Consider the following 20,694-nt stretch of genomic DNA (forward strand, 5'->3'; position numbering starts at 1 on the left):
GTTCCAGTGGCGGGAATTACCTCACTTCGCTAGGTGAGTCCCTCCCGAACCTATAGAAGCTGGAAAAGTAAAACCTTTTAGGATTTTGGTATTACTGTTTATTGGCATTAGAGGGCTATGAGACGGCCTATTTTCAATTTCGTTCTAAATCAAGTAGTTTCCACCTTGGCCTTGGGAATCCATCCAAAGAGCATTTCACCTTAGAGAAAGCGGTCTGGATGGTGCGGCTGTGGAAAGTACGTGGATTTATGGAAATTTAAAATCAGCCTAGCGTTTTTTGGTTCTTTTTAGGGCAATGCAAAAAAGAACGGAATTAAAAAGGGGGTTGGGGTGTTCTAGGGGTCTAGGGAATTCACTGGGATGGGAATTATGGCTCTTCGTTCGGTGGGTCCCGATCGAACATGTTGGGAAGTTAGGACCAGTCCCTGTAGAACTGTTATCCGGTAACGGCTTAGGGGATTTATGGAACAGGCCCAAACCGAAATTGATTATTTTATAGTGGATACCGCACCTACCTTATTGGTAACTGACACTTTGTTGATATCGCAATATGCAGATTTGACCTTATCTGTATCACGGGCCAGGTTTTCCGATAAGCGTTTGATCGAGTTTTCTAAAAACCTGAACAGCAGCAAGAAATTATATAATATGGCCAATGTGCTCAATGAGATAGGTCTGGGTAAATTCAGGAATTACAACTATGGCCATGGGTATGGATTAAAGGAATGATTTGACCAATTTTGTAGTGAGTCTAAATCCTAATCACTGGTAACACCTACGTACGGATCAGTAAAGGGCGCTACCATTATTTCTTTGAAATTCAACTGAATTTGTTGGTGATTGATTGCTATTTTTTAGGTTTGCCTAGTCCGTATATAGTTCATTTGCCAATGCATCGAAAACTTCGCTTTGATCAGTATATAGGTTAGAAAAATCCTCTACAGCCAACCTATCTAATTGCTCATTATGTAAGTTGCCAGAATGCACATAATCCACTACCAAATCGGATTCTTTATCACAGGAAAAGGCTAAAAGAACGACGATTAAAACAATACTTATTTTAAAGAAATTGGAGAAAGTGACTTTCATTGGGTAGGCATCAATTATTTAAGCCGCGAAACTATCTAAATCAGACCTTTATTCGATGAAAATACATTTATATTCGATGAACTACTCTTTTTTTTAACATATTTTTGAAATATGTTGGATCTGATATTGAATTGTGAAGAAGATATAATAATGTCCTCTTACGATATTCATGAAATTTCAATACCGTTACGTCTATTGCTTCGATGGAATCTATCCAATAGGAGTATATTTCTTATTATTGCACGCCTTGAATTAATCCCGACTATTTTACGGAAAATTGAGAATATTTACAATGGAAAATTAAAGTTTCAGCAATAAGTATTGGCCTTTCTTTGAGGGTTTGGGGTGATTGCCACAAAAGAAAAACCGTCATTAGACGGCATTTAATTCGTATTGATTTTTGGGTTGTGAATTAGTACAATCCCAATGTCAAAAAATCTATTGATCCTCAAAGTAAATATACTGCACGCCTTCAGGCAGCGTATCCAAGGTTTTATAGTTTGTTTTTAGGGCATAGGTCAAACCCTCCTTATCGGTGAATATTTCAGCTAATTCATATTGCACCAAATTCCATCCTGCTTTAAAGTCCAATTGGTAGTCGGTTATGGCCTTATAGGTTTCTTCCTGATTAACGGCATAGGACTCCGTAGTGCATTCCCCAATGACCGAGCTGGGCTCGGCAAAGTAGAACCAATCCATAAAATAACCGGGTATTGCATTGTATTGCCCATACGACCTATACGTCTCGGCAAATTCCTTGTTGTTTACGATCATAAAGGAACCATGTATTTTCTTTTCTTTGGGATCCGCCAAGTCATAACCGCCAAAATTGGAAAGTTTAATTACGGGAACATTCCCGTTGGTGATTTCAAGGGAATCACTATAACAGGCAAAAGCCCTTTCCAAAGTCATTACACTGGCCTTCCATTCGGCTGAATTCTTATTGAACTCGTCAATACTTTTCATGGTTTGGGCTGTAAATTCGGGGGTAAGATTCAGTATAAAACTACCATCTTCACTAACAGTACCTATAGCGATAGGGCTTTGCATTCCGGTAACGATATCGGCGGAAATGGTTTCCCATCCAGAAATCGTCCCTGTCACCGAATTTTGGGCAAGGATCAGGTTTATGGGTAACAGGGCCAAAGCTGAAAATAATGACTTTTTCATAGGTTTTAATTATTAGGATTGTTGGTATTTGTTTTAAATAACTGTTATGTAAGCACTATTGATTCGGTTAAATTATCGTATTCCAGAAGTAGAAAGGATAAAAATGTATGGAATGTCAAAAATGCTGTGGGGATTGTAAAATAAGCGCTTTTTGTCCGTATCCCGGTCATGCCGTGAACAGACTTAGGAATGGGTAGGGGCGCAGGCTATAAATCCCGGAGGGTCTAGAACCTAATGCCTAAATGCACTATATATAAGGGTTATTGTGGGTTGGTTTTTTTGTGCTCACCGGATAGCTGACTTTTGTATTATAACAACAATAATCGTTTATCTAAAGTTGATGAAGGGTTATAAATTCTTTCATAACGCTCGAGTAGTACAGTTTTATATTTTTCCTTCATTTCAACAGATAGAAAAGAAGCATTTATCCATTTCATTGCATCGTCCTTCTTTTTGTAAAAACGATTGAACACTCCTTGAATCTGTTTGTCGGTTAAACCCAACCCTTTCCCCAATGATTCAAAATGATCTCGTTTTAGCCTACTTTTCTTTCCTTCCAATGTAAGTGCCAACTCTTCTTTGTCCTTGGGATTCACAATAGACACATTCAGTAAGTCATAGGCAGGTGCCAATAACCAACCAGAGGTCGATATGATCATGGAGAAATTTTTTAAATGCATATCATTGTTTCCTGTAAGGAAACTAAATAGGGTCAATTCAAAAAAGAAGATTTTGTCCAAGAGTGTGTTATCTGAGTATGTATCCAAAGCTTTCCCAATTTTCTCCATGGAGCTTTTGTATTTATCAAATGCTTCTGTAATCTGGAACATATCAAGCATATGTATTTTTTGACCATCTTCAGTTCGATCAATTCGTTTGGTGATATAGGACAGTTCACCGGATAGTAACCTGATTAAACTTGAAGGTACTGTTTGAATGCCAAAAGATTCGGCAATACGCATAGTTACATGTTCGTTTTGGGGCATTTCGGGATAATCCAATGATGGGGGTTTAAAGATGTAATTACCACCTAGAGCACCAACAACCGTTAGTCTAAAATTACCCGCCTCCTTTACTTCATTTACTAGGGACATGGATAACTTGGGCTGGACTCCCGGAACGGATACGCTTCGTTCCACTATGTTTTTTGCCAGTTCAGACATCTGTTCTATCGAATATTCTAATTTCGGAGGTTCCTTGGTTCCAAAAAATTCCAGACTACAGGATTCATGAAAATCCGCCTCTCCCTTCAATTCGGTATAACAGTATAAACACTTATGCTTCATCTTTGGTCGTTATGGGTTGAACACTAACAGCACCTATACAATTTTGACAACAGGCCAATAACAGACCCATACGGTCATTGGGGTTTAACTTCCAGTTTTTGGTGGCGATGTTCAATAGCCAACCTTCTGGAATTAGCCCCTCAAAAAAAGGAAATAATCTATTTTCGGTATAAGGCTCTTTTCTTACAGGTATGGAAAAAGTTATAAACTGTTCTGGATATTTCTTTATATAATCGGTGTCGTATTGGAATATGTAATCACCATCATCGGTTTCAGTAAGTTGTCCGGCCTTGATGTCGTTATATAATATAATTGCCTTTCTCATAAGTCGGTATTGTTTCTATTTTTCAATTCCTTAGTACTCACTGCTGCAAGGGTATGACCGAACATACTCAATACCAAGTTGACCTTCTCCATATTCAGATTGGTTTTTCCCTGTTCAATTTTACGTACAACGGTGAGGGCCACACCAGCACGTTCGGCAAACTCTTTTTGGGTAAGGTTTACCTCTTTACGCCTTGCTTTTACAAATTCGGACAACTCCTTCATTATATGCTTTTAAATATAAAACTATGCAAATATACAAAATTATACGTAAATACATATAAAATATATATTTTGATTGTAATTATACGCTTTTACATATAGTAAGAAGATGATCTAACTTAATATCCTGTTTGGAAAAGGTGATGCCCATTGCCCTTCATTCCATTCCAGTCAAAGCGCATCGTTTAAAAAGGTCTTGGAAGCAATCCATTTTCGGAAAAAGAAAACGGGTTATGTCCGTTTTTGATTATTTTTGTAAAAGTGGGAATTTTAGCTCTTTGGCTACGCACAGGACAGGCTATGGAGCGCCCTTGCGCGCTGGCCTTCGACGACCGAAGGCAAAACGAAACCGACGACAGGTGGTTCACGAATACCGATAAAAAATCAAAACAAAAAATAATGAGTAAAAAAGCCACCCGAAAGTGGCTTTTGAGTGGAGCCGGGGAGAATCGAACTCCCGTCCAAACAAGCAATTACAAAGCTTTCTACATGTTTAGTTTCCGATTGATTTTCGACGCAGGCCTGACCGGAAACGGCCTAACCAACGCTTAGCTTCTTTAGGTTTTGGTGGTAGTACCAAAGCGAATACTACCCTTATATCGACCTTTATGGTGCTCCGGATTGAATCGCCGTCGACAGAGGCTATTCAGGAACATCTCGCTTCCCTACCTAGTAGGGACGAGGCTAAATCCTACTATAATTCGGATTAAGCGGCAAGAGCGTAATTATTATCGCCAATTAAAAGTGTGGAAAATGAGATTAACGAGCTGTAGCCCAGCGCTCGACATGCTTACATTGCCATTGGTCTCGCTGTCAAAACCAGTCGGCCCCATATTTTCAAAGAACTTCTTAATTCAAAAGGAATGCGAAGTTAGCGAAAAGTTTGCCCACCGTCACAATTCCACCTATTTTAGAACAAAATTTATACCAAATACAAACTATGCGATTCGGAATCATTAGAGAACGTAAAAACCCACCGGATAGGCGTGTGGTCCTCTCCCCAGAGGCCTGTCAAAAAGTCCTTTCCAGGTACAAGGATGCCAAAATAGTGGTGGAACCTTCCCCCATTCGCGTTTTTTCCGATGGGGAATATAGAATAATCGGCGTCGAGGTGGACTCCAAAATGGAAGAATGCGATGTACTTCTAGGGGTTAAAGAGGTGCCTATTAAATTTCTGGTTCCCAATAAGAAATATTTTTTCTTTTCACATACGATCAAAAAACAACCCTATAACAGAACGTTGTTGAAGGCCATACTTGAGAAGAATATCGAAATGTACGACCATGAGGTAATCACCGATGAAAAAGGGATACGCCTGGTCGCTTTTGGTAGATATGCGGGTATTGTTGGAGCCTATAATGGATTTCGGGCCTATGGATTGAAAAACAAATTGTACACCCTGCCCAAGGCGGAAAAGTTAAGCGATCAAAAAGCATTGATCGAAACCCTCAATAAAATTACATTGCCCAATATCAAGATAATATTGACCGGTAGGGGTAGGGTAGGCAATGGTGCCCGTGAAATACTTGATGGTATACAGGTACGAAAAGTAAATGTGCATGAATTTTTAGAGGAGGAATTTAATGAATCGGTTTATTGCCAAATTGATGCTTCGGATTATAACAAACGTATAGACGGTGTTCGGGGCAATAAGGCTGATTTCTTTGCAAATCCACATGAGTACCGTTCCAATTTCTTTCGGTTTGCCGAAGTGAGCGATTTGTTTATCGCCGGACATTTTTATGGGGAGGGGGCCCCATTCCTATTTACAAGGGAAGATGCGAAGCGGCCGGAATTCAAGATCAATACGGTAGCCGATATCAGTTGTGATATCGATGGTCCCATAGCTTGTACCCTTAGGGCCTCTACCATACAAGATCCAATTTATGGATATGATCCACAGTCCGAATCCGAAACGGACTACCAAAACAAAAAGGCTATAGCCGTGATGGCCGTCGATAATCTCCCGGCCGAACTGCCACGGGATGCCAGTGCCGGATTTGGGGATGCTTTTGTGAAACACGTAATTCCAGCTTTTTTCAACCGGGATAAAGATGGCATTTTGAAGCGTGCTTTAATGACGAAAAATGGGAAACTTACCAAACGATATTCCTATCTACAGGATTACGTGGATGGCAAGGAATAATGTGATTTTCATTCAGCCGTAATTGACCATTCGATCAGTGGTTGCGCTTTAGGAGCGGTAAAAGCCCCTAAGGCTTTAAGTCTCAGCGGAACGGAAGTCAGTTTTTCCAATGTCTTGATGTGTAGGGTCTTTGTTTCTCCCGCCTCGATTTTAAAAACAGGCGAGCTGTCATAAAAATTGAATTCCATTTGGTTTTCAAAGAGGAGGTCACTACTGGATATGTTGGTCAACTCCACCTTTAAAACTGTGGTGTTCGGTAAATAGCTGGCACTTTTTATTTCGATACAGGCCTGTAGTAGAGGTTTTAAATATTCAGGCTTCCCGACTAAAAGATCATTGTACACGGCAACGGTCCTACCTTTAAAAAGGGCCTCTTTCATACTTTCCAAACTTTTTTCTTTGGCAAATATCAAGGTAATGGGCCTATGGTTGCCTTTTTCGGTATAATCCCAATCGATCAACCCATGTATATCACTAGTGCCCATAATAGTTAAATTGTATTCCAAGGCCAGCGCCAACGACTCCTCGGCATAATCCACTGAATTGATGACCTCAATACCATGAAGTTCCCCATTTCTGATCCGCTCTTTTTGAAAATCACCCATCATCGGATTCCCGGTCGGACTTTGGGCATGCCAGGCTGGGTGGTTCCAAAAGACAAAGGCATTTTGTTTTTTCGCTTCCTTAAAGGGCGATTCAGGATTACTCCCTAATAGCGTATTGGCATCCGTGATAAAAATGGCATTACTATGACCGACAGGTTCTGAACGGGTAATCTCGGATCCAGGGACAATAAGAAGGTCATGGTCTTTTGCTTCTGCCAAAGCCAAGTGATAGGCTCTATTCCTATCCGGATGGGGAATATCGGCTTTATGGGGTTGGTATTCCAAATGTTCGGTTAGGGAAATCGCATCCAGGTTATCGCGCAATGCTTCTTGTACACGAATGGTTGGCCAAACATTGCCATCTGAAAATACGGTATGCTGGTGAAGATCGGCCTTTAATGTCACATAACCATCAATGTTGGGATAGAAAAATGCCCTTGAGCTTTGATGGGTATGGTCTTGTGCACAAACCATCGTAAAGCTTAAAATAGTAACGGCCAAAGTAAATATTCGATTCATAGGGAAGCTGTTTTTTATGGAAACTTATGATGTACAAAAGTATGCTGTCAAATTACTAAAAAGGGATGGAATTCCTTAAGAAATGGTAAATTTAATCCTATGAATCCGGCAGAAACCTATATCGTAAACCAACGGGAACCTTTTAGGGGTATCTTGTTGCATTTGCAATCGGTTATTGAAACTACGGTTCCCGCGGTAGAATTGAAATACAAATACAGGATTCCGTTTTATTATATCCAGGGGAAACCTTTTTGTTATTTAAATCAATCCAAGGATTATGTGGATGTCGGATTTTGGCATGCAAATCATCTATCGGTACATTTGGATAAAATGACCACTGCCGGGCGAAAGATGATGCGTTCGTTGCGTTATAAATCCTTAGAGGAAATCAATGACCTTATTCTTGTTGAGGTACTTAAGGATGCCTATTCGGTCAGGGACAAAAAATTTTGGAAATAAGGTAATAAAGGAAGAGGTCTAAAGGCATCAGACTTCAACTTCGTGATCTTTCTATATTTTTTTAAGAATCACTAAAGAATTCTGTTGAATTTCAGTGACCTCCGCGAACAATTGTTTTAGGGCGTCGTAGTTTTCTGGGGTAAAATGCGTCGAATTCAATTTAAGATCAAACAAGAACAATAATTGGTTCTCTGCCTCCTGATGGTAAAATTTTAGTAAGGCCGATTCTTCCCCCAGATTGATGACACGATTTTCAGGAAGCTCATGAACTGCATAACCGTCAGGGATGTGGAAGTTCATTTGATATTTGTAATTTCTGGGATATCCAAAATCAATGGGATAATCGCGATTTTCCGTGGTAAAAGGATTTTTGTTGAAAAAGTGGATAATAAATGGATTCAGATAAACCATATTTCCATTAATCGCACTTTCCGATTCAAACTTGAACCGCTCTAAGAATCTTTTCTCATTGCTTTTTTTTGATGGCTCGTAATATGTAATTTTATAATCCCCGTTAAAGGCATCCTCGATTTTCTCCAAATAAGCTTCTTCTGAAGCCGAAGCGAACTCTTGGCGCAAATCAACGGCATTATATCCCAGATTTAATATATCCAATATGCCATCGGCTTTGTTATTTTCAATGTCAAAGTTTAATTCTCCCCGAATTTGATATCTGTTATTCCGCCAAGGAACGATATCGAACCAATAACTCTCATTTTTGAAATCCATAACCCTACCATAATGATTGAGGGCACGGAAAGGTAACATGCCGAAAGGAATAAATTTATCAGTGGCATCCAATAAATAGTCTTTTCCGTCTATCTCAACCTTTGCGAGAAAATAGTTAAAATCAGATATAACAGGATGTGAAGTTTTTGGTAGTCCTTGTTGTCTTGTTGATGAAAGCATTAATTTGGTTTCAATACCTGCTGCATTCAATAAATTAATCAATGACATATTTATTTCAGCAACATTTCCGACCTTATCGTCAAAGGCTTCCTTGACACGGGCTTTTTGAAAAATACCGAATTTTTTGTTCCACGTATAATGGTCACGAACAAATTCATAAATATTCATTGCTCTTTCCAATTCAGTACCGTCCGTTAGCAAATTTTCAGGAACATTTTTTTCAAAAAAATTCTTTTTAGACAATTGCCGGCCAATGTTTTTATTATTCTTGAATTCTTTATCAACATCTTTCCAAGTTTTAGTATATCTTTTTTTTGATCCATTAAAAAGTAGCATTTCGGATAATTCAAAGTCTATTCGCGAGAGATAATTTGAAGCCGCTAGCATATAATTTTCTTCAGATTCAAAAGCGGGAATATCTTTCATAACATATTTTAACACCTCACATTCACCTGAAGAGATACCTCTACCAATTTGTGTACATTTTTTTTTAATATGCGCTTCATTTGTATCTAATTTTAAGCTGCCAATTAATTCTCTGTTATAATGATATATGCCCGGTATCGATGCGTTGAACTCACTATATAGTTTAGGGATGGAGGATTGAAAGGTCCATCCGCTAAAATTATATATAAAAGGTGAAGTAAGCTTATAGTAATATTCTAAAATGCTGCCTTCTTGTAGTTGTGGGAAAGTGAATACCAATTCTGACCATTTCTCAGAATTACTATTTTTAAAGAATTGATTGGGCATTACACTATGTGAACTAATTTCATTATGGGTTTTTGCCATTATTTCAGTAATTTTTTCTGAGGTTGTTTCGTTGTGGTAATAGGGTATGGATATATTTCCCTCATCGAATCCATTTTTATTTAGTATTTTAATTTTCACATGATATTCCTTGATTATTCGAATTTGATTATTAACCCATTCAAAATAGTTATCCCCAATTTCGTAAAGTACTACGGCATTGACGGTTGAATCTTTTTCGAAAGTTTTGAATGCTTTTTCTTTTTCAGAAAGCTTTCCAAAATTGATTTTGTCTTGAGAAGTGAGGGTGGTTATATTGCTTAAGAGCAACAAAATAATCACAATATTAAAGCGCATTGTAAAATGGGTTAGGTGCTGTTATCCTAACAGATTATTGTTCGAATTATTGCAGTTGATTCACCGTTTTTCTCAGTGCCACCAAATTGGTCAGTAGTTTTTCCAAATGATCCAAATGCAGCATATTGGCCCCATCACTTTTGGCGATAGAGGGATCAAAGTGGGTTTCCATAAAGATTCCGTCTACCCCGGTGGCAATGCCTGCCCGGGCTATGGTCTCGATCATATCGGGCCGCCCTCCGGTCACCCCTGAAGATTGGTTGGGTTGTTGTAAGGAATGGGTAACATCCAACACCACCGGGGCATAGTGCTTCATGGTCGGTATTCCCCTAAAGTCCACAATCATATCCTGATAGCCGAACATGGTACCACGGTCTGTGATCATCACCTGCTCGTTACCGGAATCTATCACTTTGGTCACGGCATGCTTCATACTTTCGGGGCTCATAAATTGCCCTTTTTTCAAATTGACGACTTTCCCTGTTTTTGCGGCTGCCACAACCAAATCTGTTTGTCGTACCAGAAAAGCGGGAATCTGAAGTACATCGACATACTCCGCAACTAGTTTTGCATCGGATATTTCGTGGATGTCGGTCACGGTAGGCACTTTAAAGGTTTCCGAAACCTTGCGTAAGATCTTTAGGGCTTTTTCATCTCCAATACCCGTAAAAGAATCCACACGGCTTCGATTGGCCTTTTTAAAACTACCTTTAAAAACATAAGGGATTTTAAGTCTGTCCGTCACCGAGACTATTTTATCCGCAATACGCATGGCCATTTCTTCGCCCTCAATAGCACAAGGACCGGAGAGCAAAAAGAAATTATTGCTATCTGTATGTTTTAACTGGGGTATTGAATCTAGTTTCATGGGTAATATATTTTCGGGCCAAAGATACGGGATTTTGACACTAAAATAATTATGTTGAACTATCTCAAAATCAATTAGATAAGAATTAAGGTTCTTTTATGATGAACTACAAAAAATAGCAGTATCTTTGCGCGCTGAAAATACGGAAGCTATTAAATTAAAGTTATGTCAACAACAAAGAATATTGCGATTATCGCACACGTAGACCATGGGAAAACAACCTTGGTAGATAAGATCATGCACCATTGCCACCTATTTAGGGACAACCAGAATACGGGCGACCTTATTTTGGACAACAATGATCTTGAACGTGAACGTGGGATAACCATTACTTCGAAAAACGTTTCTGTAAACTATAAAGATGCCAAGATCAATATTATCGATACTCCTGGTCACGCCGATTTTGGGGGTGAGGTTGAGCGCGTATTGAATATGGCGGATGGTGTGTTGTTGTTGGTTGATGCTTTTGAAGGCCCTATGCCCCAAACGCGATTTGTATTACAAAAAGCAATCGATTTGGGATTGAAACCATGTGTGGTTATCAATAAGGTTGATAAGGAAAACTGTACCCCAGAGGAAGTACATGAGAAAGTTTTTGATCTGATGTACGAATTGGGTGCCGAGGAATGGCAATTGGATTTCCCTACGGTTTATGGTTCTGCCAAGAACAATTGGATGAGCGATGATTGGAGAAACGAAACCGATTCCATCGAACCATTATTGGATATGGTAGTAGAGCATATTCCCACTTTTGTGCCAAAAGAAGGAAATACACAAATGTTGATCACGTCTTTGGACTTCTCATCTTTTACTGGAAGAATTGCAATTGGAAGGTTGTTAAGAGGAAGTTTAAAGGAAGGACAACAGATTTCCTTGGTAAAAAGGGATGGGAGCATAGTAAAATCAAAAATAAAGGAACTCTTTACATTCGAAGGAATGGGAAGATTAAAAGTAAAAGAAGTGGTAACAGGTGATATCTGTGCCATTGTTGGTCTGGAAGGTTTTGAAATCGGGGATACGATTGCCGATTTCGAAAATCCGGAAGGATTAAAGACCATTGCCATCGATGAGCCTACCATGAGTATGTTGTTTACGATCAATGATAGTCCGTTCTTTGGTAAGGATGGTAAATTCGTTACGTCAAGACACATTAAAGAGCGATTGGAAAAGGAATTGGAAAAGAATTTGGCATTACGTGTCGAAGAGACCGATAGTGCGGATAAGTTCATGGTATTCGGCCGTGGGGTCTTACACCTTTCCGTGCTTATTGAGACCATGAGAAGAGAGGGTTACGAATTGCAAATAGGACAGCCACAGGTTATTATTAGGGAGTTTGATGGTGTGAAATGTGAGCCTGTTGAGCAATTGACCATAGATTTGCCTGAGGAAGTATCTGGCAAGGCTGTTGAAATGGTTTCCATACGTAAAGGTGAAATGACCAGTATGGAGGCTAGGGGCAATCGCATGCATTGCGAATTCCTTATCCCATCTCGAGGAATCATTGGCCTTCGAAACCAATTATTGACGGCAACTGCAGGTGAGGCCATAATGGCTCACCGGTTTTTTGAGTATCAACCGATGAAAGGTGATGTTCCCCAACGTCAAAATGGGTCCTTGGTCTCTATGGAAAAAGGAAAGGCCATTCCGTATTCAATCGATAAATTACAGGACAGGGGTAAGTTTTTTGTAGATCCAGGTGAGGATATTTATGAAGGACAGGTCATAGGCGAAAATTCCCGTGGGGATGATATGACCATCAATATTACTAAGACCAAAAAATTATCGAACGTTCGTTCTTCAGGTGCGGATGATAAGGCCAAAATTGTGCCTGCCATAAAGTTTTCATTGGAAGAAGCCTTGGAATACATTCAAAAGGATGAATATGTTGAGGTAACCCCTAAATTCATAAGGTTACGTAAAATACACTTGACAGAAGTGGAACGTAAAAGGAATAAAATAGCTTAAGGCTTTAAATCACAGCTTATTTAAAAAAAGACCTGTCGTTGTCGTCAGGTCTTTTTTATTATTCCTTGATAAAATTTTTCGGTGCTTGATGCATTGTGGCAGCCGCAGCCCCAATAATACCAGCTTCATTACGAAGTTCGGCAGGAATTACAGGGGTGTTGATCTTGATGCATTGTTTAAAAAGATCGAACTTTTTGGAGGTGCCCCCACCGAGGATAATCAAGTCGGGTGAAACCAATAATTCAACCAATTCTAAAAATGTATTGAAACGTTTACCCCATTTCGTAAAGGATAATCCTTCACGTTCCTTTGCCGCAGCAGAAGCCCATGATTCGATTTTTGTGTATTTTTTATAGGGAATTTGGCCAAGTTCAAAATTTGGGATAAGTTCTCCGTCAAAAAATGCCCCACTACCCAAACCTGTACCAATAGTGATCATGATCACAAGACCCGATTTTCCTTTCCCGATGCCGTAGTTCATCGTTGCAAAACCGGCTGCATCGGCATCATTGATTACCGTTACCGGAAGCCCAGTCGCTTCAGAGAACAACTCTTGGACATTTACGCCCAACCATTTTTTGTGTAAATTTCCTGGCGATTTACAGACACCTTTTTTTATAACGGTGGGAAAACCTACACCAATGGGCCCTTTATGATTAAAATGGGTAACGATTTTGTTGACCACCTTGGCCATTTCCGCGGGCTGCCTTGAAGGTGGGGTAGGAATTCGGTAACGCTCCGTCAACATTTCACCCGTAAGGGAGTCTACCAACGCCCCTTTCATTCCGGAACCTCCAATATCAATACCTAGAACTGTCATTTTTGTTTTTTATGTTTCCACCGCAAAGTAATAAAAAGAATCGGCTCTTGGAAAGTTGCAAAGTCTGAAATAAGTCAGAACGAAATAATCTTTAATAAAAATCATAAAAAAAAGGGGCTTTCGCCCCTTGGATACTTTACGATGCTCATTGCATCATTTTTAATCCGATAATGCTATTTACCATGACTTCCTCATCAAGCTCATCGATTTCAGGCTCGGAAATATAGGTTATGGTAAACACAGCGCCCTTATATTTATCGTCAGATAAGTCAAAGCTGTCAAGTGCCTCTTGGTTGATATTATGGAATTCCATAGAAAATCCATCCGTATCGGTAAAATAATACACGTCATCTTCCATACCAACATAGGTGGCAGTCACTTGTTCAGATTCTTGCACTATAGGCACGCTAAAGCTAGAGAAGATTAAAACCAAGGAAATAAATAGTGTTTTCATAATAGTATTGTTTTTATTCATTAAATTTTAAAAGCATGTAATTGTGATTATAATGTGAAATATAGACTTTGTAGCAAAAGCCTAAATTCAATAGGTTTACCTCACCATATAATTTTCTTTTGAAGGAATGTAAAATTCGGTTTGTACCATGTTCGGGATAGTTTGTTGCCCCCTTTTTTCAATTAAAACGGACGTTTTTGAATTTCGTATCCGAATACCTGGCAGCAGGTTGGGCCCTATTGTTTTCATGTGATGAAAATCAAAATTAAATAAACCAAATTATACTACAAATGACGTACATTTTTTTGATTCTATGTGTTTTTTTAGCAAAATTTTATCAGTACAATGTTATATGTAACTAATTAATAAACAGCACATTATGTATTTTGTATTATCATGCTTGGGTTGCATGTGCCAATAAACGGGTAAAGGTGCTTCACAAAGCATGGCATTCCATTGGAAAATAGCAAAATCCAAGGTACGGTTGTGAATGGCCATGTCTCCAATACGTGTAATTTTATGATGGGAACTGCTAGAAGGGGATATGTTGAATAATCCAAAGTGTCGTTCTTGGTATCTTATTGAAAACCGATTGGATTCCTTCAAAAAAAGGAAAGTTAATTTTTATTTTAGAAGAGTAATAATTCACTACCTATGCACCCGAATTTGTAATATGGAATGGATTATTAAAATACACGTATTATAGTAAAAAAATACATAACTTAAAGGTGTTAATCAACTATGGACAATGAATCTTAAAGACGGAGTAAAAACCGCTGAAAATAAGGTTTCGGATGAAGCCTATGAACTGAGTGCTTTTGTCAAGGACAAGAGCAAATCGCTTGTAGATCGCCTAGAATCCTATGAAGACATAATGAATTTGGAAGTGGGCGATACCGGTCTTAGCCGTGCGAAAACCATGGAACGTGAATTCGGTATCCGTCAATTGTATATTAAGTATGAAGGGGATAACCCGACAGGGACACAAAAAGATCGAATTGCCTTTGCCCAGATTTATGATGCCCTAAGACGGGAATTCCATGTTGTTTCATTGGCTACTTGTGGTAATTATGGGGTTGCTGTAGCTTTAGCGGCCAATTTGGCGGGTATGGAATGTAAAATATACATTCCCGAATGTTACCAAACAGACCGCATTGAGGAAATGGAGGCACTTGGCGCCCAAATTATAAGATTGCCAGGCAGCTATGAGGATGTGGTGGTGAGAAGTAGTGAATTGGCTGTAGAAAACGATTGGTACGATGCAAATCCTGGGGCCTCGAATACCCCCTTACAGATTTCCGCGTATTCACTAATTGCCACTGAGATTTATGAGGATTTGGGTGATGCCCCTAAATACTGCGCGGTACCCGTATCGAACGGAACTTTGTTGGCAGGGATCTATCGTGGATTTGTGAGTTTGTACAAAAGGGGCAAAACCTCGAGAATACCAAAAATGATAGCCGCTTCGTCAACCCGTAAGAACCCCATTGTGCAATCTTTTTTATCGGGATTAGATCATTGTATGGATTTAAAACCTGAAGCCATAAAAGAAACAAAATACAACGAACCCCTGATCAATTGGCATAGTTTTGATGGGGAGGAGGCCCTATACGCACTGAGGGAATCCCAAGGAGAGGCCTTTAACATCAGCGATAGGAAAATGAAGGAAATGACCTCTTTATTGGCCAAAAAAGAAGGGTTTAAAATTCTTCCTGCTGCTACCGCAGGGCTCATTGCCCTTCTGGAAATGGATGAAAAATTGAATTTTGAACCGGGCCGTTTCGTTGCAGTGTTGACAGCAAAAAATTAATGGATTATGAAGAAAACAATAGATGGTAAGGCACTTGTATACTGTGAAGGTGCTTTCAATACCCCAAATGGTAAGACAGCACATGGACTTGTCCGTTTTACCGAACGTTATGAAGTGGTTGGGGTGTTAGACACAACATACGCCGGTCAGGATGCTGGCCAAGTCCTGGATGGAAAAGCGAATGGAATTCCCATTTTTGCCAATATAGAAGACGCTTCAAAAGCGCTTTCCAAAGCTGGGAACACGCCAAGAACACTTGTTATCGGCCTTGCTCCAGACGGGGGTCGATTACCTTCCGAAGCCAAGGGTACGATCAAAAAGGCACTTCAAAAAGGCTGGAATGTTGATAGTGGTTTGCACGATTTTCTGACGAATGATCCCGAACTGGTAAAATTAGGCCAAGAAAAGGGATGTCGTATCCGTGATGTTCGAAAGACACCAGATCGGGATAAACTTCATTTTTTTACCGGGGATATTGAAAAGGTTGATTGTTTAAAATTGGCCATATTAGGTACAGATTCCGCGCTCGGAAAACGTACCACGGCTTGGATCATCGTACATGCCTTTCGTAAGGCAGGCCTCAAAGCTGAAATGATCGGTACTGGTCAGACAGCCTGGATGCAAGGTGCTAAATATAGCATGGTCATGGATAGTTGCATCAACGATTTTGTTTCTGGTGAAATAGAACATGCCGTTGTAAGTGCTTATGAAAATGAAGATCCTGACGTAATCGTCATTGAAGGGCAGGGAAGTCTTATGAATCCGGCCTATCCTGGCGGATTTGAAATATTGGCAGCAGGCCGCCCAGATTTTGTGATAATGCAACATGCCCCGAAACGTGTCGAATATGACGGTTTCCCCGGGTATAAACTCCATTCCCTAAAAGAACAGATCAATGCGGTAGAAGTGATCTCAGGAAAAAAGGTAATCGCTATAACCGTAAACCATGAACTTATGGAAAGTGATAAGGAAATTTTGGAAGCCTGTAAGAACATAACCTTGGAAACCAAATTGCCGGCCTTTGATGTATTACGTTTTGGGGCAGATCAGCTGGTTTCCATTTTAAAGGAACAATTGAAATGACCTCGATCCGATCTTTGGTTGTTTTTAAAAAACTAACGGTGCATAAAATCTGCCTAGAGCCAAAAAGGGTCAAAGCGGTGTATACCATTACAAAACAAGATGGGAGTACGGTTGCGAACGAATTGATTTATTCCTATGACAAGGTGTATTTTGATAAAAAGCATCCAGAGGATGTGAATTTGGCCTCTATGATGGTGGTACAAGTAGCCTTGAATTATGGACTTTTTTTCGAAACCATTGTATTCGATGGTTTTTATGACGATACCGATAAAAGTTTCCTAAGGGATATGATGGAGAATACCTCCAGGGAAATCCTCGTGAACAAGTTCTTTCACAAAAATGAATTTTTAAAACCTCCCTACGATGCTATAAAACCTGAAAAAATGGCCCGTTATACCGCTGCTAAAATCGAGTTTACCAATATGGATTTTGCCCATATGAAGCTTGAAAAGTCTGCTCGCGAAACAGATTTGGATGCTTATGGAATTCTAAGTAGCGGTGGTAAGGATAGCCTATTGACCTATGGCATTATCAAGGAAATAGGGGAGGCCCATCCTATATTTGTCAATGAATCGGGCCGGCACTGGTTTACCGCGATCAATTCTCACAAATATTTTAAGGCGAAAGAACCGAATACTGCAAAGCCTTGGTGTAATAGTGATCGTATCTTTAATTGGATGGTGAAGCAAATGCCTTTTATTAAGGAGAACTTCCAGAACATCAGGGCCGATATTTATCCTATTCGACTTTGGACGGTAGCGGTTTTCCTTTTCGGGACCCTTCCCATTGTTCGTAAACGCAATATCGGGAATGTACTCATCGGTAATGAGTATGATTCTACAGTAAAGGGAACCCATGAAGGAATAACCCATTATAATGCCTTATACGACCAGAGCAAATATTTCGATAATGCGTTGACCCGTTATTATAAAAGAAAAGGGTGGAACATCTACCAATATTCCATTTTACGAAGCCTTTCCGAACTGCTGATTTTGAAGGTACTGGTGAAGCGTTATCCTGATTTACAAGCCCAGCAGGTATCCTGCCATGCAGCACATGAAGAAAACGGAAGGATGTTACCCTGCGGTAATTGTGAAAAATGCCGACGTATCATTGGTATGCTGAAAGTACTTGACGAAGACCCTAAAAGATGTGGGTATACCGAGGCACAGATTGAAAAGGGCTTAAAAGCCCTATCGGCTCGAAGCGTAAAACAAATCGGTAGTGATGCCGCGCATTTATATTATCTCTTGGTCGAAAAAGGATTGGTCGAAAAAAATGAACATAGTCTGAAATTGGCCAAGGCCCATCCCGAGATTTTAAAATTGCGTTTTGATAATGAACGAAGTATGATGAGCGACCTGCCCATTCATTCTCGAAGACCTTTATTTAAAATTTTAGCAAAGTACACCGATGGGGCCGTACGATATCGTGACCGGAATTGGCATACCTTTACCCTTCAAAAGGAGGATTTTGAAACACCTTATTTTCTAAAAAATGAATTATGAATACTATAAATAAAAAGTCTGGTTTTCTGTGGGAAGAATTTACATGGCCCGAGATTGAAGAATATTTGAAAACTGTTGATACGGTTATTTTGCCTTGTGGGGCAATAGAACAACACGGACCTCATTTACCGGTTGATGTTGATTATTATGATGCCAAATATATGGCGTATAAAGTGGCCGAGGCCTGTAAGGACCCAAAACCCCTAGTATTGCCCACCATACCTTTCGGGGTCTCTTTTCATCATGATGATTTTAAGGGTACTTTAAGTGTTTCCAATGACGCACTGTCTAAATTCGTCTATGATTTGGGCATGAGTTTGGCCAAAAATGGGGTTAAGAAAATCATTATCCTTAATGGACACGGAGATAATGCGCCAACATTGAGTTATGCGGCCCAAATGATAACAAGGGACACCAATATTTTCGTTTGTGTCGATACTGGGGAAACCAGTGATTCTGTTTTATTTAAACTTATTGATACACCTAATGACATTCATGCGGGAGAGCTGGAAACTAGCACTACTATGGCTATTCGCCCCGATATGGTACAGATGGATAAGGCGGTGGATGCGACCTTGAAATTTGGCAGTTCTTATTTGGATTTTGACAATGACCTTAGCGTAAGCTGGTATGTGCATACCCATAAGATATCGGAAAGTGGCGTTATGGGGGATGCTACCAAGGGCACTGCGGAAAAGGGAGAGAAAATATGGGAGTTAATGATTCATCATATGGTACGTTTTGTTGAATCGATAAAGAATACCCCTTTAAAAGACCTGTATCAAAAACGATATTAATGCGGATCACAGCAGTTTCTTACGAGCGTATGGATTTTAAACTATCCGTACCCTATACTATTGCCTACGAAACCATTTCAAGTACAACCAATTTTATTCTAAAATTGGAGACCGATGGCAAATATGTAGGTTATGGTTGTGCTGCCCCTGATAGGGTAGTGACTGGGGAAAATCCTGAGGAAGTGGCACATGCGATCAATACCCTGATCATACCCTACCTGGTTGGTAAGGATCCTTTTACTTATGCCTTGATTCTGACAGAATTAAAGGAGTTATTGGGAATGCGTTCATCTGCATTGGCCATGGTCGATCTGGCCTTATATGATCTGATTTCCAAGAAAGCGGAAGTCCCATTGTATCAGTTTTTAGGAGGATTCAGAAATAGTATTCCCACCAGTATTACCGTTGGTATTTTGACCGTTGACGATACCGTGAAACATGCTCAGGAGTACGTAAAACAGGGTTTTTCTATTCTAAAGGTGAAAGGGGGGGATAATCTGCAAGATGACGTGGAAAAAATGATCAAGCTCCATGAAAAATTCCCGGAAGTTAAATGGCGTTTTGATGGTAACCAAGGATATTCCGTAAAAGAGTCCATAGCTTTCGTGCGAGCCACTAGCCATATCGGCATCGAAATATTCGAACAACCTACGAAGATCGAGGCCGAGGAACGTTTGGGCTTGGTTACTGACCAGGTAGATATTCCTGTAATGGCCGATGAAAGCCTAAAAACCCTGACCGATGCATTTCGTTTGGCACAGAACGAACGGGTTGATATGGTAAACATCAAACTTCAAAAAGTAGGGGGTATTATGGCCGGTATGCATATTAATTCGGTAGCCAAAGCGGCAAATTTGGAAGCTATGGTGGGCTGCATCGATGAATGTGGTTTGGGCATTGCGGCAGGGTTGCATTTTGCGTTGTCCAGACCCAATATCCAATATGCAGATCTCGATGGTCATCTTGAACTAGTGGCAGACCCGTATACGGATATTTTTCGTCTAGAGAAAGGCATATTGTATCCTAAAGAAAATTATGGATTGGGTTATGCCGAATAGGGCTAATTTTTACCAACACATTTTTTTATGAGGTTGTATTCCGGTGGCCTAGTGCTTTTATTTATGATTCCTATTTATCAGGCTGTACATAATAATCGATGGAATTCAACGAATGGTTGGCCTCTATAAATTCGAGGATCCTGTCCATGTTTTTACCAAAGAAGGTCAAGGTACGAAGCTGTTTGTTTTTGCCAATGACACTTGAGATGGTTTCATCCCGATTACCAAATTTATAACCACTTTTTTTAATCCATAAAGTATTTAACAGATGTTGCATGACCACATTGCCCAATTGATCGATAGAAATCGCGATTTGCAATAGAAACTCCCCGATTCCTGAAAAACCTTTTGTGAACAGATTATGGAAAACGCCATAAATGAAACCCAAAGGCGTGGTAAAGACCACTAGGACAATTGAAATAAGGAACAATAAAAGTCCAATGAACGGACTTACTTTTTGGTTAGGGGCAAAGGCTTTTTTTTCTTGTATCATAC

General features: G+C 39.8%; 20 protein-coding genes and 1 other RNA gene. 9 read left to right on the forward strand and 12 right to left on the reverse strand.

Features of this window, described 5'->3' with window-relative positions:
* Window positions 1–462: 462 nt before the first annotated feature.
* The gene (locus HPE63_RS08965; protein WP_188313935.1) at window positions 463–729 is read left to right on the forward strand and encodes a P-loop NTPase family protein; all 267 of its coding nucleotides are present in this window, start codon (window positions 463–465) and stop codon (window positions 727–729) included.
* Window positions 730–864: 135 nt separating this feature from the next.
* Here the strand turns inward: HPE63_RS08965 and HPE63_RS08970 are convergent, their stop codons facing one another.
* From HPE63_RS08970 to ssrA, 6 genes are all read right to left on the reverse strand, one after another.
* A complete protein-coding gene (locus HPE63_RS08970) occupies window positions 865–1,089 on the reverse strand; it encodes a hypothetical protein (protein ID WP_188313936.1) in 225 nt (74 codons plus the stop codon).
* A 438-nt stretch (window positions 1,090–1,527) separates the two neighbouring features.
* Window positions 1,528–2,259 (reverse strand): hypothetical protein, encoded by a 732-nt coding sequence (locus HPE63_RS08975; RefSeq protein ID WP_188313937.1) that lies wholly within the window; start codon window positions 2,257–2,259, stop codon window positions 1,528–1,530.
* 308 nt (window positions 2,260–2,567) lie between these two features.
* Entirely contained in the window at window positions 2,568–3,545 is a 978-nt protein-coding gene (locus tag HPE63_RS08980; RefSeq protein ID WP_188313938.1) for a HipA domain-containing protein, read from the reverse strand.
* Complete coding sequence (locus HPE63_RS08985; protein WP_188313939.1) at window positions 3,535–3,870, reverse strand: HipA N-terminal domain-containing protein; 336 nt, start codon at window positions 3,868–3,870, stop codon at window positions 3,535–3,537. The genes HPE63_RS08980 and HPE63_RS08985 overlap by 11 nt, the downstream gene beginning before the upstream one ends.
* On the reverse strand, window positions 3,867–4,094 hold the full coding sequence (locus HPE63_RS08990) for a helix-turn-helix domain-containing protein (protein ID WP_188313940.1): 228 nt from the start codon (window positions 4,092–4,094) through the stop codon (window positions 3,867–3,869). The genes HPE63_RS08985 and HPE63_RS08990 overlap by 4 nt, the downstream gene beginning before the upstream one ends.
* 428 nt (window positions 4,095–4,522) lie before the next feature.
* Window positions 4,523–4,922: a transfer-messenger RNA gene (gene ssrA, locus HPE63_RS08995) on the reverse strand.
* Window positions 4,923–5,031: 109 nt separating this feature from the next.
* Here ssrA and HPE63_RS09000 point away from each other — a divergent pair.
* On the forward strand, window positions 5,032–6,237 hold the full coding sequence (locus HPE63_RS09000) for an NAD(P)-dependent oxidoreductase (protein ID WP_188313941.1): 1,206 nt from the start codon (window positions 5,032–5,034) through the stop codon (window positions 6,235–6,237).
* A gap of 8 nt (window positions 6,238–6,245) precedes the next feature.
* Here HPE63_RS09000 and HPE63_RS09005 read toward each other — a convergent pair whose 3' ends face one another.
* Window positions 6,246–7,361, reverse strand: coding sequence for an Sb-PDE family phosphodiesterase (locus tag HPE63_RS09005; protein ID WP_188313942.1), 1,116 nt, complete (start codon window positions 7,359–7,361; stop codon window positions 6,246–6,248).
* Window positions 7,362–7,460: 99 nt separating this feature from the next.
* On the opposite strand from HPE63_RS09005, the gene HPE63_RS09010 reads away from it, so the two are divergent.
* Entirely contained in the window at window positions 7,461–7,820 is a 360-nt protein-coding gene (locus tag HPE63_RS09010; protein WP_188313943.1) for a DUF1801 domain-containing protein, read from the forward strand.
* A 51-nt stretch (window positions 7,821–7,871) separates the two neighbouring features.
* Here HPE63_RS09010 and HPE63_RS09015 read toward each other — a convergent pair whose 3' ends face one another.
* Window positions 7,872–9,836 (reverse strand): transglutaminase domain-containing protein, encoded by a 1,965-nt coding sequence (locus HPE63_RS09015; protein WP_188313944.1) that lies wholly within the window; start codon window positions 9,834–9,836, stop codon window positions 7,872–7,874.
* Window positions 9,837–9,882: 46 nt separating this feature from the next.
* Window positions 9,883–10,704: a 3-deoxy-8-phosphooctulonate synthase gene (gene kdsA, locus HPE63_RS09020; protein WP_188313945.1), complete on the reverse strand. Its 822-nt coding sequence runs from the start codon at window positions 10,702–10,704 to the stop codon at window positions 9,883–9,885.
* Window positions 10,705–10,869: 165 nt separating this feature from the next.
* Here kdsA and typA point away from each other — a divergent pair, with 165 nt between their 5' ends.
* Window positions 10,870–12,669: a translational GTPase TypA gene (gene typA / locus HPE63_RS09025; RefSeq protein ID WP_188313946.1), complete on the forward strand. Its 1,800-nt coding sequence runs from the start codon at window positions 10,870–10,872 to the stop codon at window positions 12,667–12,669.
* A 58-nt stretch (window positions 12,670–12,727) separates the two neighbouring features.
* On the opposite strand, the gene ppgK is transcribed toward typA, so the two are convergent.
* Window positions 12,728–13,489: a polyphosphate--glucose phosphotransferase gene (gene ppgK, locus HPE63_RS09030; RefSeq protein WP_188313947.1), complete on the reverse strand. Its 762-nt coding sequence runs from the start codon at window positions 13,487–13,489 to the stop codon at window positions 12,728–12,730.
* 145 nt (window positions 13,490–13,634) lie between these two features.
* Window positions 13,635–13,943 carry a hypothetical protein gene (locus HPE63_RS09035; RefSeq protein ID WP_188313948.1) on the reverse strand — a complete coding sequence of 103 codons (309 nt, stop codon included), beginning with the start codon at window positions 13,941–13,943 and terminating at the stop codon, window positions 13,635–13,637.
* A gap of 748 nt (window positions 13,944–14,691) precedes the next feature.
* On the opposite strand from HPE63_RS09035, the gene HPE63_RS09040 reads away from it, so the two are divergent.
* The 5 genes from HPE63_RS09040 to HPE63_RS09060 are packed head-to-tail and all read left to right on the forward strand — an operon-like array spanning window position 14,692 to window position 20,199.
* Entirely contained in the window at window positions 14,692–15,753 is a 1,062-nt protein-coding gene (locus HPE63_RS09040) for a pyridoxal-phosphate dependent enzyme (RefSeq protein WP_188313949.1), read from the forward strand.
* Window positions 15,754–15,759: 6 nt separating this feature from the next.
* A complete protein-coding gene (locus HPE63_RS09045; protein ID WP_188313950.1) occupies window positions 15,760–16,836 on the forward strand; it encodes a DUF1611 domain-containing protein in 1,077 nt (358 codons plus the stop codon).
* 38 nt (window positions 16,837–16,874) lie between these two features.
* Entirely contained in the window at window positions 16,875–18,344 is a 1,470-nt protein-coding gene (locus HPE63_RS09050; protein ID WP_317172908.1) for a hypothetical protein, read from the forward strand.
* On the forward strand, window positions 18,341–19,141 hold the full coding sequence (locus tag HPE63_RS09055; protein ID WP_188313952.1) for a creatininase family protein: 801 nt from the start codon (window positions 18,341–18,343) through the stop codon (window positions 19,139–19,141). Before HPE63_RS09050 ends, HPE63_RS09055 begins: the two co-directional genes overlap by 4 nt.
* Window positions 19,141–20,199 carry a mandelate racemase/muconate lactonizing enzyme family protein gene (locus HPE63_RS09060; protein WP_188313953.1) on the forward strand — a complete coding sequence of 353 codons (1,059 nt, stop codon included), beginning with the start codon at window positions 19,141–19,143 and terminating at the stop codon, window positions 20,197–20,199. The genes HPE63_RS09055 and HPE63_RS09060 overlap by 1 nt, the downstream gene beginning before the upstream one ends.
* A 70-nt stretch (window positions 20,200–20,269) precedes the next feature.
* Here the strand turns inward: HPE63_RS09060 and HPE63_RS09065 are convergent, their stop codons facing one another.
* Window positions 20,270–20,692: a hypothetical protein gene (locus HPE63_RS09065; protein ID WP_188313954.1), complete on the reverse strand. Its 423-nt coding sequence runs from the start codon at window positions 20,690–20,692 to the stop codon at window positions 20,270–20,272.
* Window positions 20,693–20,694: the final 2 nt, after the last annotated feature.

Origin of the sequence: Maribacter arenosus, from assembly GCF_014610845.1 — a bacterium.
GTDB lineage: Bacteria > Bacteroidota > Bacteroidia > Flavobacteriales > Flavobacteriaceae > Maribacter_A > Maribacter_A arenosus.